Source organism: Paramesorhizobium salinisoli (genome assembly GCF_003335045.1).
GTDB classification, from domain to species: domain Bacteria; phylum Pseudomonadota; class Alphaproteobacteria; order Rhizobiales; family Rhizobiaceae; genus Paramesorhizobium; species Paramesorhizobium salinisoli.
The window spans coordinates 111,241-127,299 of sequence record NZ_QOZG01000006.1; the positions used below are offsets into that span (position 1 = coordinate 111,241).

Sequence of the window (16,059 nt, forward strand, 5' to 3'; positions counted from 1 at the left end):
GATGAGTAAAACACGTACCCATCTGGCCACTCCGGAAACCGACGTTCCGGAATTCTATCAGACGGACGAGCACCATCCCGAAGGCAGCACCATGCTGGGCTTCTGGATCTACCTGATGAGCGATTGCCTTATCTTCGCGGTCCTCTTCGCCGTCTACGGGGTGCTTGGCCGCAACTATGCGGCGGGCCCGTCGCCGGTCGACCTGTTCGACCTGCCGCTCGTCGCCGTCAACACGGCGATGCTGCTCTTTTCCTCCATCACCTATGGCTTCGCCATGCTCTGGATGGAAAAAGGCGCCAAGGCCCGGACGCTCGGCTGGCTCGCCGTCACAGGCGTGTTCGGCGCGATCTTCATTGCGCTCGAGCTTTATGAATTCCACCATTTGATCCATGAGGGCGCCGGTCCGCAACGTTCCGCTTTCCTCTCCTCCTTCTTTGCGCTGGTCGGCACCCATGGGCTGCATGTCACCTTCGGCATCGTATGGCTGATTACGCTGATGGTTCAGGTGTCGAAGTTCGGGCTGACCATCGAGAACAAGCGCCGCCTGATGTGTCTCAGCATGTTCTGGCACTTCCTCGACGTCGTCTGGATCGGCGTCTTCTCCTTCGTCTACCTGATGGGAGTCCTCGGATGAGTTCGCATCCCCACGCCGCCGCCCAGGACGCGGCAGATACGCATCATGGTCATAGCCATGGCCATGAGGCCGGCCACGGCACCTTCCGAGGCTACATGACCGGCTTTGTCCTGTCCGTGATCCTGACGGCCATTCCCTTCTGGCTCGTCATGAGCGGCATCATCGAGAGCAAGGCCCTGACGGCGGTTCTCGTCATGGGGCTCGGGGCCGTGCAGATCATCGTTCACATGGTGTATTTCCTGCATATGAATCCGCGCTCCGAGGGCGGCTGGACCGTCATGGCGCTGATCTTCACTCTCGTGCTTGTCGGCATTCTGCTCTCCGGCTCGCTCTGGGTTATGCATCATCTCAATTATAACATGATGCCCATGTCGCCAGAGGTGATGAAGAACATGCCATAGGGCATGATCTCAAAATTGCAGGCTTTCGAAAAGATCATGCGGCTAAAATTGGAGGCGGGATCATGGCCGTGAACCGCACTTCCACCGGCGAGGCGGGAGAGGGAAATCCCCGCCGTTCGCGCCGCACGCGGCTCATCATGACGGGGGCGATGCTGTTTATGACGGCTGTTTTTCTAGCGTTGGGCACCTGGCAGGTGCAGCGGCTGTTCTGGAAGCTCGACCTGATCGCGCGTGTCGATGCCCGTATTCATGCGGCGACCGTGCCCGCGCCGTCCGATTGGGACAAATTTACGGCGGAAAGAGACGAATACCGGCATGTCACGGCGTCCGGAAGCTTCGATTACAGCAAGGAGGTGCTGGTTCAGGCGGTGACCGCATTGGGTGCCGGCTTCTGGGTGGTGACGCCGCTTCATCAGCCGGACGGTGCGACTATCCTCATCAATCGCGGCTTCGTCCCGGCAGACCGTCGCGCCACGGCCTCTCGCGCCGGCAGCGAAATTGCAGGCAGCGTCACGATCAATGGCCTTCTGCGCATGAGCGAGCCGGACGGCGCCTTCCTGCGTTCGAACGATCCGGAAGCGGGCCGCTGGTACTCCCGTGACGTTGCGGCAATCGCCGCAGCCCAGCATCTTCAAAATGTCGCGCCGTACTTCATCGATGCCGACGCCACGAAAAATCCCGGCGGCCTGCCGGTTGGGGGCCTGACGGTCGTCCACTTCCGCAACACTCATCTGGTTTATGCCATTACCTGGTATCTGCTGGCGCTCATGAGCGCGGGGGCAGCCTATGCCGTCGGGCGCCGGTCTGGATTACAGTTGCATTCTTGAATTCAAGATTGGTCTGACCCAGCTCGCTATGGGAGGGGCGACTCGATTGACCTCAGCGACCGAGAATGATGACTGAGCACGGGAAAGATGGGTAAGAACCGGATGGCGCGATGGAATGAATGTCTGGCCTGCGCGCGCCAAAATGATGCCCGAGATGAATTCCCTGATCCTGAACGTTGGCTGCAGCCATGATCGCTCAAGGCAAGGCTCGTGGGGCCTGAGACAAGCTCAATCCGTTCCAGGCTGAAGCTGTAGCGGACGGGGCAATCTGCGATTGTTGTTCAATGATATGGCCGATATGGCCAGCCCGTTCTGATGCCACTTTTGTGGAACCGTCATGGGTATTCGATAGTTGTATTCGCCGCCACCATGATTGCCGATGGAAGGTGGCCGCCGGCTTCACATGTTCCGCTAACACCATGTGGAGCCGGTTCTCGGTTCCGGGAGCCAGGGATTAGGTTATGCCGGTCTCTGGCTCTTTCGTTTGAATGAAGGTGTTACAAACCAACGGGCTTCGCAGCGCCTCATTCCCAATGCGCCTCTGAAACTCTCCGAAACGGCGCAGTTCGTCGAACGCTTCACGGCTGATAAGCAGTGACCACCGGTCCCCGATTGGAACCAGCGGCCTCGCCGTTGGGCATCCAGCGTTCCTATGACTGGTTTGATTTAACCAGCTGGTTTTTCCCTACCACCGAAATCGTCGATGCTCTCAGGCGTGGGCGATCATCGTTCCGCGGCTTCGCAATAATGGTTGCAATATAAAACTCTCTTTGGTATCAAATAGACGGTTTCAATTTAAAACCATATGGCTGGTGATGGGACCACGATTGGCAGTGGAGGTGCAGCCATAGCCAAGAATCCCTGGCCACCAATCGTTCTGAACGAAACCCATGCATCTGGTCCACGCAAGGAGATAGTGATGACGTACTACCGCACCATCGAAATCGACGGGCACAAGATTTTCTACAGGGAGGCGGGAAGCCACGATCTACCCGTGTTGCTCTTGCTACACGGGTTCCCTGCATCTTCGTTCATGTTCCGCGAGTTGATCGGCCAACTCTCTGATCGGTTTCATGTCCTCGCGCCCGACTATCCGGGGTTCGGTTATAGCGATATGCCGTCGAACTCCGAATTCGCCTACACGTTCGACCACTTGGCTGACATCATCGACGGATTCACGGACAAGCTCGGGATCGAGAAATACGCCCTCTACATGCAGGATTTCGGGGGGCCGGTTGGCTTCCGCGTAGCAACCAGGCGCCCCGAGAAGGTAACATTCCTGATCGTTCAAAACGCCAATGCTTACGACGAAGGGTTGCCGGATAGTTTCTGGGCTCCGGTCCGTGCCTTGTGGGAGGAGCCGTCGCCGGAGAATTTTCAGAAGATTCGCGAGGCGGGGATTTCTGATGAAGCACTGGAATGGAACTACACGCATGGCGTAAAGGACGTGACAATGATCAGTCCCGACAGCTGGGTGCTCCAGCGCGCTCTCGTCAATCGCCCCGGCAACAAAGAAATCATGCTCGACCTGCTGCTCGACTACCGAACGAATCCTGACCTCTATCCTCAGTGGCAGGCATATTTTCGGAAGCATCAGCCGCCGACGCTGATTGTCTGGGGCCAGAACGATGTTATTTTCCCTCCTTCGGGTGCTCATCCATATCGCCGGGACTTGGAGACCGTCGATTTCAATCTGCTCGACACCGGCCATTTTGCTCTCGAAGAACAAGGAGGCGTGATCGCTGAGCATATCAGGCGGTTCGCTGCAACGCTCTGACGTCAACACGTTCTTCGATCATGGGCGGCCGCTATGCGGTCTTCCGCGAGGCGAACGCGCATGGCAACGTCGAGTTTCCCGAGGGGGACCATTCCGGTAGGACTCACATCGTTGTCTGCATTTGAACCCGAATCCCCGCGGGGCGTTCAGGCGGTCAGCAGAAGGTTCACGAAATCACCGGAAAGAAAATATTCGTCGGAAGAAACGCCCAATATTGCGACGCCATCGGCGAGAAAGGGAGGCAATGGCGCGACGTCGTTGGTTTGCAGCCAGCGCACGATAGTGATCATAGTCAATTGGGATGACTTTTTCAGGTTTCGGATAGGAGAATTTATCGGGGGGCATGATCGTGACCGTGAGTTGCGGTTGGACAACCGGACTCGAGATATCATAGCCTGCGCAGTTGATAATCAGCTATCCCGATGCCTCACTCATGACTGGACTTCATGAATATGCCCGCTTCCACCGATATGAAAGCGTTCACGCGCATTGTTGAGCTCGGTTCGTTCGCCAAAGCTGCCGACGATCTGAACGTAACCCCATCCGCGCTTTCCAAGTTAATGTCTCGTTTGGAAGACAGGCTTGGCGTGCGGCTGCTGACACGCACGACGCGCAGGCTTGCCCTGACGCCTGAAGGCTCGCTCTACCTAGAACGGGCGTATGAGGTGCTGGATTTGATCGAGAGAACCGAGGCGGACGTAGCTTCGTCGCGGGCGCGACCGAAAGGGTTGTTGAGGATAAACTCAAGCACCGGTTTTTCCCGGCAAACGCTTTTGCATGCCGTGCCAGCCTTTTTACAACGCTACCCGGAGGTGAGTATTGACCTCAGTCTGACTGATCGGCTTGTTGATCCGGTCAGCGAGCAGGCCGACATCATTATTCGGGGGAGCCCATCGGCCGGAGCGGAGTTCGTGGTTCACGAACTGGCGCGCGGCCGCCGGCTGATCTGCGCTGCTCCTTCCTATCTGAAGCGCTATGGCGAGCCGCGTTCATCGGACGATCTGACCCAACACAATTGCCTTGCGCTGTCGGGCCAGGTTCCGGCGACGACCTGGTCCCTTGCAACGGAAGACGGAGTGGTTCAGTTTTTGCCGAAAGGTTCATTTTCCTGTGACAATGTCGGCATGCTTTTCGACATGGCTATTGAAGGACATGGCATCGTGCGACTGGCAGATTTTGTGGTCGGGCAGGCGGTTCAAGACGGTCGACTGATCGAAATTCTCGCCGAGGTCAATCGCGCAAGCTCGATTTCGCTGTGGGTGCTCATGCCAAGGGGCCGATTTCTCAGCCCCAGAGTTCAGGCCTTTCTGGATTTCATGGCCGATTATCTATCGCCAAATTGAGCGCGGACATCACCTGATGCCTTGGCCCAATTTTCTCTGGTTCATCGATAATGTGATGCCTTCGACATCACGTCCATGTTAGGGGGATCTGAACGACGCAACGAGAGCCCCCCATGATTGCCTGGATTCAGCTAGATCGTGCAACCATTCCCGGTGATGGCGGAGAGCTGCGCTTGAAACGGCGCGACAATGAATATTCGATCATGCTTGGCTCGAACGAGTTGATGAACAGCAGGCTGAGCGGATCGGAAGAGGCATTGGCTACGCTGGGCTGCAAGCGGATTGCAGGCCGGAAAAATGCCCGCGTGCTGATTGGTGGTCTCGGTATGGGGTTCACGTTGCGCGCAGCTCTGGGTGCACTGGCCGACGATGCCGGTGTCGTGGTCGCCGAACTCATTCCGGCGGTCATCGATTGGGCACGCGGACCGATGGCTGATCTCCACGAAGGCACGCTCGACGATCCACGCGTCACTATCCATGTCGGTGATGTCGGCGCTCTGATTCGATCGAAGAAAGCCGCTTACGACGCTATCCTGCTCGATGTCGACAACGGACCCAATGGGTTGACGCGCGCCTCCAATGACAGCCTCTATAATCTCAAAGGTCTTCGCGCCGCCAGTGCTGCCCTGCGCGCAGACGGCGTACTTGCCGTTTGGTCATCCGCGCCGGATGCCGCTTTTACACGCCGATTGCGCGAGGCGGGCTTCGCCGCCGAAGAGGTGAATGTGCGTGCCAATGGTAAGCGCGGTGGTGCCCGCCATGTCTTGTGGCTGGCGACCAGCTCCGCGACCGGCCCTTCCGCGGTCTAGGGCATTCCGGCGATATGGGTTCAACGGCGCTTGTGTCGACATTGCCGCCTGCGAACCAATGCTCATCTGACGGGCCTGTTTGCTCCTGGCGACGTGGAAGCGAGATACGGAAGAGGCGAAAGCCGTGTTAAAGCCCAGTGGCAGGCGCGCCTTATCTGTGCAAGCGACACTCTTATGAGCCAAGCCTTCGTATGGGGTGAATTCATGCTGCAAGCAGCGTCTTGAGCTTTGTCGCCAGTGACACAAGCTTCTCAGCATCCGGTCTCACACCCTTGGCGATCAGCATTTCCGCCAGCTGGATATCCCTGGCAACCGTCATTCCGGCGCCGATGCCGCTTGCCGCCACGAGCCTGCCGTCGTGGGCGAGATGAAACAGGATGAATGCACCATTATCCATATCGCGACGTACGACATGGCTGCCTTCATCGCAAAGCCCGACGATCTGCAGCCCGAGATCGTATTGGTCGGACCAGAACCAGGGCACAAAACGATGCGGCTCACCCCCGTCCTTGTCTTCACCCATGCCCAGCATGTTCTTTGCGGCGAGCGTCCCCTGTTCCTGAGCATTGCGCCAGGCTTCGAGCCGCACCCGCCTGCCACCGTAAAGTGCGAGGGGAAACGAGCAGCAATCGCCGGCCGCGAAGATATGCGGATCGCTGGTGGCCAAATATTCATCGACGGCAATGCCATTGTCGATCGCGAGCCCCGCCGCCTGCGCCAGGCCGGTGACGGCAACAGCACCGATGCCGATGATGGCGAGATCGGCTTCCAGGCGTCTGCCGCTCGTCAGCTGAATGACGACACAAGCGCTATTCTCGCTCATATCGGCAATGCCGTCTTCTATGATGAGTTTCACCCCTTCTGCACGATGACGGGCATCAATCACCGCGGCGATTTCCTCCGGCACACCGCGCTTGAGGATGCGCGACTGCGCCTCGATCAGCGTTACCTCCGCGCCCAGTCGACGTGCTGCGGCGGCAAGTTCAAGCCCGACGAAGCCGCCGCCGATGATGGCGATCGGGCGGCCCGGACGCAGATGGCGGCGGATTGCCAGCGCGTCGTCGAATGTGCGCAGATAAGCCATGCGAGGCCCATGGTCGAAGGGGAGGCGGCGCGGTGCGGCGCCAGTGGCAAGCAGCAGGCGCTCGTAGGCAAGGCTGGACCCATCGCCGAGTCGTACCGCACGCGCATGGCGGTCAACCGCCGTTGCCGTCGTTTCCGAGATCAGGTTTATGCCGTGTTCGACCAACCTCTGGTGATCCGCAATGGTTTTTGCCTGCGGATCATCTGCTGCCATCGCCTCCTTGGAAAGCGGCGGCCGCTCATAGGGCAGATGGCGCTCTGCGCCGATCAGTGTCACCGGACCGGCATACCCGTGCTCGCGCAGCGCGAACGCAGCCCTGACGCCGCTTTCGCCCGCGCCGATGATGACCATTCCCGTGTCCATCGCCGTCATCCGATTGCGATGAGGACTTTTCCGGCTTCCACTTTCACCGGATAGGTCCTCAGATTGACGCAGACGGGAGCGCCCTTGGCCTCTCCCGTCCTGTAGTCGAAGCGGCCATTATGTTTCGGGCATTCGATGATCTCGTCCATGACGAGGCCATCCGCCAGATGGACCTGCTCATGCGTGCAAACGCCGTCGGTGGCGAAATATTCATCGTCGGGGCTCCGATAGATGGCAAAGGTCCGTCCGTCATGATCGAAACGGATAACGTCCTCCTCGTCAATATCGTCAGCGGCGCAGGCTTCTATCCAGTTGCTCATTTGTTTCCTCCCGTTCTGCTGGAAAACGATGGCGATCGGGCTATTCCGCTGCCGCAGCAATGGCGTCGCTATGGAACTCTTCCCTGTATGGCCTGGCCGTTGGCGGCAATTGGCGCTTGAGGAAATATTCCTCATTGCGCAGTTGCCGGATGAAGGCCGGGATCATCTCCCGATAGCCGTTCCAGATCGATGTGTTCGGTGCCGGAAGGTCGTGCTTTATCGCCTCGTGCAGCTTCGGCAGTGCGTGGTAGGGCACCATCGGAAACATGTGATGCTCGACGTGATAATTCATGTTCCAGTAGATGAAGCCGCTGATCGGGTTCATATAGACCGTGCGGCTGTTAAGCCTGTGATCGGTGACGTTGTCGGCGAGCCCGCCATGCTGCAGCAAACCGGTCAGCACGTGGTGCCAGGCGCCGTAGAGCCGGGGCAGTCCGATCAGCACCAGCGGCAGGAATGATCCCATATAGATGGCGAGCGCGATGGTGGCCGCATAGATTGCCACCCAGAGGCGCGCGATCCGCACCACCTTGTGCTGCTCCTGTTCAGGGATGAAGGTCTTCTCCTCCGCGCTGACATTGCCCAAGGCATTGCGCCCCATATCGCCGAGAGCATGCCAGACGTCGAGCAGGCCGAAGAAATTGAGCACAAGACGCAGGAGATCCGGGGGGCGCATCACGGCGATTTCGGGGTCACGACCCACGATGACGGTATCGGTATGGTGCCTTGCGTGACTCCAGCGCCAGGTTACCGGGTTGCGCATCATGAAGAAGGAGGCGATCTGGTAGACCGCATCGTTCATCCAGCGCGTCTTGAATGCCGTTCCATGCCCGCATTCGTGCCAGCGTGAATCCGATGCTGAGCCATAGAGCACGCCATAGGCAAGAAAGAACGGCACGCACCACCACGTACCCCAGAGTGCGATGCCGAGCCCGGCGAAAAACATCATGCAGCCGAGCCAGACGAGCGTGTCGCGGATCGCCGGGCCGTCGCTCCGCTTCATCAGCTCCTTCATCTGCTTGCGCGCAAGATCGGTATGATACCATTCGGCGGCGGCAAGCCCGTTTGCAACGGCGGCTTGGGCATCACGGCCGATCAGGCTGTAATCGCGGATCGTCGGTGCGGCATTCATGAGAGCTCCTCCCTCTGCATTTCCGGCCAGCATGAAGATTACCCGCGACGGTTGACGGCCTCAATGAGTTGATGATATTTTCCATCAAAACATATCATCATGGTACTTCACCATTGATGTTTTTCCTCACAAGGGAGAGGCTCCATGGCGAAGCGTCCGACCATCGTCGATCTGGCTGCAGAGGCGGGCGTCAGCGTCGCCACGGTTGACCGGGTGCTCAATGGCAGGTTGCCGGTACGCGAGGAGACAGCGCGCCGCGTCTATGAGGCGGCCAATGCCATCGGCTATCATGCGGCGGGGCTGATCCGGCAAAGGCTGCAGCGCGACCTGCCGCATTATCATTTGGGCTTCATTCTGCAGCGGCCGGATCAGCCTTTCTACCAGGCGTTCGCGCGTGAACTGAAGGCCGCGGTCGAGACAGCCCAGGGCTTTCGCGGCACCGCCCACCTCGATCATTTCGTCACGCGCACGCCGGTGGAGATCGCCACCAGGCTGAAGGAGATGGCAACGCGCTGCAAAGCCATCGCCATGGTCTCCGTCGATCATCCGACGATCACGGCAACGGTTGCCGATCTGAGGGAAAAGGGCATTCCCGTCTTCTCGCTGCTTTCCGACTTCGCCTCCGGCGTGCGCGAAAGCTATATCGGCCTCGACAACCGCAAGGTCGGGCGGACTGCTGCCTGGATGATCGCCAAGGCGGCTCAAAAGCCGGGGAAAGTGGCGATTTTCGTCGGCAGCCACCGGTTCCACGGTCACGAACTGCGCGAAATCGGCTTCCGCACGTTTTTCCGCGAGCACGCGCCGGAGTTCGAAATCATCGATACGATTGTCAATCTCGATGATCATCATATCGCGCAGGAGGCTAGCTTCGATCTCCTGCAGCGCTATCCCGATCTCGCCGGCCTCTATCTGGCGGGCGGGGGCATGGAGGGCGCGATCGCCGCGTTCCGCGAGGAGGGCCTGGGCCGTGCAAGCCGCCTCGTCACGGTCTGCAACGAGATCACGCCAGACAGCCGCGCGGCACTTGCCGAAGGTCTCATCACGCTGGTGATCGCGACACCGCTGGAGCGCCTCTCGCGCGATCTTGTCGTCCAGATGGCGCAGTCGATCGAGACCGGAGGGGCGGATACACCAGGACAGATCTTCCTTCCCTTCGAGATGCATATTTCCGAAACGATCTAAAGTTTCGCATGAGGGGAATCCGTCAACACCAGTGTGCATTCCATCAGCCATGATAGGATTTGAATCCGGGATTGTGCGTGCCGATTGACTTTGATGTGGGGCCTGCGCTGGATAGGCCATCTATATCGGCCGCCATCTATTGTGGCGGTCTATCGGTTCTGGGAGGATTATCGATGACCTATGGCACAGCTTTGCGGCGTTTCGCGCTCAATCACATGACGGTGCCTGGCCTTGGCATGCCTGAGCTTTTCGGGCTTGCCTCCACCCTCGGCATCAAAGAGGTGGAGATTCGCAACGATCTTTCGGAAGAGGGAAGGCCGGGGAAGGGTGATATCCGCACGGTATCAGCCGGCCAGGCGCGCCGTCTTGCCGAAGACGCTGGCGTCACCATCATCTCGATCAACGCATTGCAGCGCTTCAACGAGTGGACGCCGGCCCGCGCCGCCGAGGCCGTCGAGCTCGCCGATTATGCCCAGGCGAGCGGCGCCAGGGCATTGGTGCTGGTTCCCGTCAATGACGGCACCGGTCAGGCGGACGGCGAGCGCCAGCGCAACCTGCGCGAGGCGCTGAAGGCGTTGAAGCCGATCCTCGCGGAACGCGGCCTTGTCGGGCTGGTCGAGCCGCTTGGGTTCGAGATCTGCTCCCTGCGCTCCAAGCGCGAGGCGTCGGAGGCTATGGCCGAAATCGGCGGAGGCGATGTTTTCCGGCTGGTGCATGACACGTTCCACCATGCGCTCGCGGGCGAAGACACATTCTTTCCCGGACTGACCGGCCTCGTCCATATCTCGGGCGTTGCTGATCCGGCGCGCAGCCATGCGCAGATGCTCGACGCGCATCGCGGGCTGGTCGATGAGAAGGATCGACTTGGCAATGCCGACCAAATACGGATCCTGCTCGATGGCGGCTATCGCGGCCCCCTTTCATTCGAGGCCTTCGCGCGCGAAGTGCATGATCTGCAAGCGCCCGGGCAGGAAATTGCCGCCAGCATGGCCTTCATCGGTGCGGCTGTGGACCGTATGACCGGCCGCACTCAAGGCTGCGACGGTGTTGCGCGCGCTTTTCAGTGAGGCAGCTCAAGCCGTTGTGACGATACGCGCGGGGGGTGACTGATTGCCGCCGTACGATCGCCTTGCCTGTCTGTCTCAGCAGGCGAGCCTTTGGTCTTTCGGGAGATGAAACAAACCGGCATTTTATTGCCGTTTCGGCAAATATGGAATGCCGGATAAGTCGGGCGCTGGTATATCGATTGTTAAGGTGCTTGGGTTACTGAATGCATTGGGGAAAAAGGGCATTCAGATTTGTGCGGCTTTGGAGGATATTTCGGTTCAGGCCTTGTTGACGCCGAGGTGAAACCGCTGCTTGAGCGGATGGCTTCAGCTGTCGCGCACCGCGGACCTGACGAGCGGGACGTCGCCGTGCTCGCTGGCGCGGGCCTCTGCCACACGCGTCTTGCCATTGTTGGTCTCACGGACGGCCAGCAGCCCATGTCCCTCGATAACGGGCGGCTTGTAATCGCCTTCAACGGCGAAATCTTCAACTATGTCGAACTGCGTGATGCGCTGCGCGCCAAAGGCAGGGTTTTGCGCACCTCCAGCGACACGGAAGTCCTTCTCCATCTCTATGACGAGAAGGGGCCGGATTGCCTCGCCGAACTCAACGGCGATTTCGCCTTTGCCATATGGGATGCAGGCCGCCGGCGCATGTTTCTCGCCCGCGACCGGATGGGGGTGCGGCCGCTCTTCCACACGACTGTGGGAGATACGCTCTTCTTCGCTTCGGAGGTGAAGGCGCTTTTGCAAGTGCCCGGCGTCGAGGCGGAGATGGACCCCTTCGCGCTCGACCAGATATTCACGCTCTGGACGCCGATCGCCCCGCGTACCGCCTTCAAGGGCATCCATGAGCTCGAACCGGGGCACATGATGCTCGTCGAGGAAGGCCGGCAGGCGATCCGGCCCTACTGGTCTCTTTGCTTCCCGGATCTTGATGCGCGGAGCCGCCACACCGACGAGCGCGCAGCGGCGGAAGAGCTGCGCGCGCTCCTCACCGATGCCACGCGCCTGCGCCTGCGTGCGGACGTGCCGGTCGGCGCCTATCTTTCGGGGGGGCTCGACTCCTCCGTCATCTCGGCGCTGGCCGCGGGCATGACGCCGGAGACGCTCCATACCTTCTCCGTCGCCTTCGACAGCGCGGAGCACGACGAAAGCGCCTTCCAGGAGGAGGTGGCGACGGCACTCGGCACCATGCATGCGACCGTGCGCTGCGGGGAGGGCGACATCGCCACGGTCTTTCCGGATGTGATCCGCTTCACCGAGCGGCCGATCCTGCGCACCGCGCCCGCGCCGCTCTTCAAGCTTTCCGCGCTGGTGCGCGAGAAGGGCCTGAAGGTGGTCCTGACAGGCGAGGGGGCCGACGAGGTCTTCGCCGGCTACGACATCTTCAAGGAGGCGCGGGTGCGCCGCTTCTGTGCGCGCCAGCCGGGCTCGCGCATCCGTCCGCATCTTTTCCGCAAGCTCTATCCCTATCTGCCGGGCCTCAACCGGCAGTCAGCCGCCTATCTCGCCGCCTTCTTCGGCACGGGCACGGATTCATCAGAAGATCCGCTCTTTTCGCACAAGCCCCGCATCCGCGCGACCGGGGCGGCAAAACTCTTCTTCTCCGCCGACCTACGCGCCACGCTTGCCGGCTATGACGCCACGGAGGAGCTTGCCTCCCGCCTGCCGGCGGAATTTCCCCGCTGGCACCCGTTGCACCAGGCGCAGTATCTGGAGGGACGTTTCCTGCTGCCCGGCTACATCCTGTCCAGCCAGGGCGACCGCATGGCGATGGCGCATGGCATCGAGGGGCGCTTCCCCTTCCTCGACCACCGGCTTGTGGAATTCGCCGCCACGCTCCCGCCCGAGATGAAGCTGAAGGGCCTGGTTGAGAAACATATCCTGCGCGAGGCGGCCAGGGATCTCCTGCCGGAAACCATCCTGCGCCGCACCAAGCAGCCCTACCGCGCTCCCGACAGCCAGTCTTTCACCGGAGCGGGCGAGAAGGATTATGTTCGGGAAGCCATGAGCGTGAAGAAGCTTGCCGCCGGCGGCCTTTTCAACCCCGCTTCGGTCACAAAGCTCTTCGCCAAGAGCCGGCAGCAACCGCTTTCCGGCTTCCGTGATAACGCCGCTTTCGTCGGCATTCTCTCGTCCCAGCTCTGGCTGGAGACGTTTACCGGTTCACGCCTTCGCGCCTCACAGGCCCCATCAAGCTCATTTGGAGATCGAAATGGCAGATAGCATCAAGGATACGGTCAGGGCCTTCATTGTCGAAAATTTCCTCTTCGGCGACACGTCCTTTCAACTCGGCGACGACGCTTCGCTGATCGAGAACGACATCATCGATTCCACTGGCGTGCTGGAACTTGTCGCCTTCGTCGAAGAGCGTTTCGGGGTCACTATGGCCGATGCCGAGATCGTTCCGGCAAATCTCGATTCGCTGAACCGGATCGCGGCCTTCGTCAGCGCCAGGACGGATAAGAAGGCGTCGCTCACCGCCTGAGCGGGTGACGGGAGGGCAGCAATGCGTATCGAGGAATTCCTGCGCATTAGCGCATCGCTTCATGGAGCCAAACCGGCCCTGATCAGCGGTTCGCGGCGGCTCACCTATAGCGAATTCTCTGCGCTTTCCGATCGTCTCGCGGCTGCACTCGCGGCTCAGGGCGTGTGTCGGAACGACCGTGTGCTGGTCTTCATGGACAATTGCTGGGAGGCTGCAGTCTCGATCTTCGCCGTACTCAAGGCCGGCGCCATCTTCAGCCCGGTCAACGCCTCCACCAAGGCGGAAAAGCTCGCCTATATCATCGACAACTGCCAGGCTGCCGCGGTGCTCACCCAGGCAAAGCTGATGCCCGCCGCAAGCCAGGCGCGCGCGCTCTGCGGTCAGCCCTTCATCCTCATCTCCACCGAAGGGCCGGGAGGTGCGCTGCCGGAGGGCGCCGTTTCCTTCACGCAGTGCCTTGAGGACAAGCCGGTTCCCGTACGCCATGGCGGGGTCGATATGGACCTTGCCATGCTTATCTACACGTCCGGCTCCACCGGCAGCCCCAAGGGCGTGATGATGGCGCACCGCAATGTGGAGGCCGCGGCCTCCTCCATCACCACCTATCTGCGCAACACGCCTGATGACATTATCCTCAACGTGCTGCCGCTCGCCTTCAACTACGGGCTCTCGCAGCTCTTCGCGGCCGTCAAGCTCGGCGCCACGCTGGTGATCGAAAAGTCCTTCGCGTTCCCGCAGGCGATTTTCGAGCTGATACGCAAGGAGCAGGTGACGGGCTTGCCCCTCGTGCCCACCATGGCGGCCATGATCATGCAGATGCGCGATCTAGAGCCCGGTTTCCTGCCCAGCTTGCGCTACATCACCAATGCGGCTGCGGCCCTGCCGCATCCGCACATCGCACGGCTGCGCGAGCTGTGCCCCGGTGCCGAGCTCTATTCCATGTATGGGCTGACGGAATGCATGCGTTGCACTTATCTCCCACCTGAGGAGATTGGCCGGCGGCCGGATTCGGTCGGCGTCGCCATTCCCAATACGGAAGCCTTCGTGGTGGATGAGAAGGGCCAGCCCGTTCCGCCCGGTACAGTGGGCGAGCTGGTGATCCGCGGCCCACATGTCATGCAGGGTTATTGGCGCAACGAGGATGCGACGGCCAGTATGCTGCGACCGGGCTTCAACCCGTGGGAGAAGATGCTCTACACGGGGGACCTCTTCCGCAGGGATGCAGAAGGCTTCCTCTACTTCGTCGCCCGCAAGGACGACATCATCAAGACACGCGGCGAGAAGGTTGCGCCCCGGGAGGTGGAGGCTGTTCTTCACGCCCATCCGGCCATTTCGGACGCGGTGGTGGCGGGCGTGGCCGATCCAGTGCTGGACCGGGTCATCGCGGCCATGGTCGTCTCCACGGATCCGGCGCTCACAGAGCGCGAAGTCATCCGCTACTGCGCAGGACAGCTGGAAGATTTCATGGTGCCGAAGATGGTAAAATTCGTAAGCGAATTGCCCAGGACGGACTCGGGCAAGGTCAGCCGCAGGCTTGCGGCCGAGCACATGGGAGCACGTTAGCCGAATGAAACCTGAAGCCGCCACATCCTTCTCCGCCGCAGCCCTTGCCATCGATCCAGCCGCCGAAACGGAGCGGATCGCAAAGGCGCTTCGCGAGCAGTTGCGCTCGCTGCGCAAGCGTGGCCTCGTGCTGGGTGTTTCCGGCGGCATCGATTCGAGCGTCTCGACCGCGCTCGCTGCGCGAGCCCTGGGTGCGCAGAATGTCTGCTGCCTTTTCATGCCTGAGAACGATTCCGATCCCGAAAGCCTGCGCCTTGGCCGACTGGTCGCCGAAACCTTCGGCATCGAAGGAATTGTGGAGGATATCGGCCCGGCGCTTCTTGCCATGGGATGCTATGAGCGGCGCGACAGCTTTATTCGTAAACTCGTGCCTGAATATGGCCCCGGCTGGGCGTCGAAGATCGTCATCTCCAATGCGCTCGAAGGCACCGGCTACAACATCTCCTGGCTGGTCGTGCAGGATCCGCAGGGGCGGCAGAGCAAACACCGCATGACGCCGGAAGTCTATCTCGGCATCGTCGCCGCCACCAACATGAAACAGCGCACGCGCAAGCAGATCGAGTACTACCATGCCGACAGGCTTAACTTCGCGGTGATCGGTACACCCAACCGACTGGAATATGATCAGGGGTTCTTCGTGAAAAACGGCGACGGTGCGGCGGACGTGAAGCCGATCGCCCATCTCTACAAGTCACAGGTCTATCAGTTGGCTGAATATCTGGGCGTGCCGGAGGATGTCCGCCGACGCCCGCCCACCACCGACACCTATTCGCTGGCACAGACGCAGGAGGAGTTCTACTTCTCGCTGCCCTACGACCGGATGGACCTGTGCCTCTACGGCCTGAACCACGACATCCCGGTAAGCGCGGTGGCAGAGGCAGCCTCACTCACCGGGGAGCAGGTCCGAAGCGTATGGGCCGACATCGCGGCCAAGCGCAAGGCGACCCGTTATCTTCACCTTCAGCCGCTGCTGGTGGAGAAGGTAGGGGAGGTTGCGGCCTGAACCCGGGGCCATTCGAGTTACTGCCCCTTCGCGCTCATTCCGGGATGGCCAGCCGGGACTATTTGAAAAGCGGGACCGGTCTCC

The 16,059-nt window shown here is 60.4% G+C and carries 16 protein-coding genes; 12 read left to right on the top strand and 4 right to left on the bottom strand.

Annotated elements, in window-relative coordinates:
* Nucleotide 1 precedes the first annotated feature (1 nt).
* From cyoC to DUT91_RS15290, 4 genes are all read left to right on the top strand, one after another.
* Nucleotides 2-634, top strand: a complete 633-nt coding sequence (gene cyoC, locus DUT91_RS15275; protein WP_114441398.1) for a cytochrome o ubiquinol oxidase subunit III — start codon at nucleotides 2-4, stop codon at nucleotides 632-634.
* The gene (gene cyoD, locus DUT91_RS15280; RefSeq protein ID WP_114441399.1) at nucleotides 631-1,035 is read left to right on the top strand and encodes a cytochrome o ubiquinol oxidase subunit IV; all 405 of its coding nucleotides are present in this window, start codon (nucleotides 631-633) and stop codon (nucleotides 1,033-1,035) included. The genes cyoC and cyoD overlap by 4 nt, the downstream gene beginning before the upstream one ends.
* A 62-nt stretch (nucleotides 1,036-1,097) precedes the next feature.
* A complete protein-coding gene (locus DUT91_RS15285; RefSeq protein ID WP_114441400.1) occupies nucleotides 1,098-1,862 on the top strand; it encodes an SURF1 family protein in 765 nt (254 codons plus the stop codon).
* 919 nt (nucleotides 1,863-2,781) lie between these two features.
* On the top strand, nucleotides 2,782-3,639 hold the full coding sequence (locus DUT91_RS15290) for an alpha/beta fold hydrolase (RefSeq protein ID WP_114441401.1): 858 nt from the start codon (nucleotides 2,782-2,784) through the stop codon (nucleotides 3,637-3,639).
* A gap of 146 nt (nucleotides 3,640-3,785) precedes the next feature.
* On the opposite strand, the gene DUT91_RS25835 is transcribed toward DUT91_RS15290, so the two are convergent.
* Nucleotides 3,786-3,935, bottom strand: a complete 150-nt coding sequence (locus DUT91_RS25835; RefSeq protein WP_160113660.1) for a hypothetical protein — start codon at nucleotides 3,933-3,935, stop codon at nucleotides 3,786-3,788.
* A 150-nt stretch (nucleotides 3,936-4,085) separates the two neighbouring features.
* Between DUT91_RS25835 and DUT91_RS15295 the strand changes: the two genes are divergently transcribed.
* Nucleotides 4,086-4,982, top strand: a complete 897-nt coding sequence (locus tag DUT91_RS15295; protein WP_245419741.1) for a LysR family transcriptional regulator — start codon at nucleotides 4,086-4,088, stop codon at nucleotides 4,980-4,982.
* 113 nt (nucleotides 4,983-5,095) lie between these two features.
* Nucleotides 5,096-5,791: a spermine/spermidine synthase domain-containing protein gene (locus tag DUT91_RS15300; RefSeq protein ID WP_114441402.1), complete on the top strand. Its 696-nt coding sequence runs from the start codon at nucleotides 5,096-5,098 to the stop codon at nucleotides 5,789-5,791.
* Between the two features lie 202 nt (nucleotides 5,792-5,993).
* Here DUT91_RS15300 and DUT91_RS15305 read toward each other — a convergent pair whose 3' ends face one another.
* From DUT91_RS15305 to DUT91_RS15315, 3 genes are read right to left on the bottom strand one after another with little or no spacing between them, the layout of a single operon-like run.
* Nucleotides 5,994-7,247, bottom strand: coding sequence for an NAD(P)/FAD-dependent oxidoreductase (locus DUT91_RS15305; RefSeq protein ID WP_200834980.1), 1,254 nt, complete (start codon nucleotides 7,245-7,247; stop codon nucleotides 5,994-5,996).
* Nucleotides 7,244-7,558, bottom strand: coding sequence for a MocE family 2Fe-2S type ferredoxin (locus tag DUT91_RS15310; RefSeq protein WP_114441403.1), 315 nt, complete (start codon nucleotides 7,556-7,558; stop codon nucleotides 7,244-7,246). Before DUT91_RS15310 ends, DUT91_RS15305 begins: the two co-directional genes overlap by 4 nt.
* 40 nt (nucleotides 7,559-7,598) lie before the next feature.
* Nucleotides 7,599-8,690, bottom strand: coding sequence for a fatty acid desaturase family protein (locus tag DUT91_RS15315; protein ID WP_114441404.1), 1,092 nt, complete (start codon nucleotides 8,688-8,690; stop codon nucleotides 7,599-7,601).
* Between the two features lie 144 nt (nucleotides 8,691-8,834).
* Between DUT91_RS15315 and DUT91_RS15320 the strand changes: the two genes are divergently transcribed.
* From DUT91_RS15320 to nadE, 6 genes are all read left to right on the top strand, one after another.
* Nucleotides 8,835-9,872: a LacI family DNA-binding transcriptional regulator gene (locus tag DUT91_RS15320; protein WP_114441405.1), complete on the top strand. Its 1,038-nt coding sequence runs from the start codon at nucleotides 8,835-8,837 to the stop codon at nucleotides 9,870-9,872.
* 173 nt (nucleotides 9,873-10,045) lie between these two features.
* A complete protein-coding gene (locus DUT91_RS15325) occupies nucleotides 10,046-10,939 on the top strand; it encodes a TIM barrel protein (protein ID WP_114441406.1) in 894 nt (297 codons plus the stop codon).
* Between the two features lie 231 nt (nucleotides 10,940-11,170).
* Entirely contained in the window at nucleotides 11,171-13,147 is a 1,977-nt protein-coding gene (gene asnB / locus DUT91_RS15330) for an asparagine synthase (glutamine-hydrolyzing) (RefSeq protein WP_114441407.1), read from the top strand.
* Nucleotides 13,137-13,409, top strand: coding sequence for an acyl carrier protein (locus tag DUT91_RS15335; RefSeq protein WP_114441408.1), 273 nt, complete (start codon nucleotides 13,137-13,139; stop codon nucleotides 13,407-13,409). Before asnB ends, DUT91_RS15335 begins: the two co-directional genes overlap by 11 nt.
* A 21-nt stretch (nucleotides 13,410-13,430) precedes the next feature.
* Nucleotides 13,431-14,972, top strand: a complete 1,542-nt coding sequence (locus tag DUT91_RS15340) for a class I adenylate-forming enzyme family protein (RefSeq protein ID WP_114441409.1) — start codon at nucleotides 13,431-13,433, stop codon at nucleotides 14,970-14,972.
* A 4-nt stretch (nucleotides 14,973-14,976) separates the two neighbouring features.
* A complete protein-coding gene (nadE, locus tag DUT91_RS15345) occupies nucleotides 14,977-15,975 on the top strand; it encodes an NAD(+) synthase (protein WP_114441410.1) in 999 nt (332 codons plus the stop codon).
* Nucleotides 15,976-16,059 lie beyond the last annotated feature (84 nt).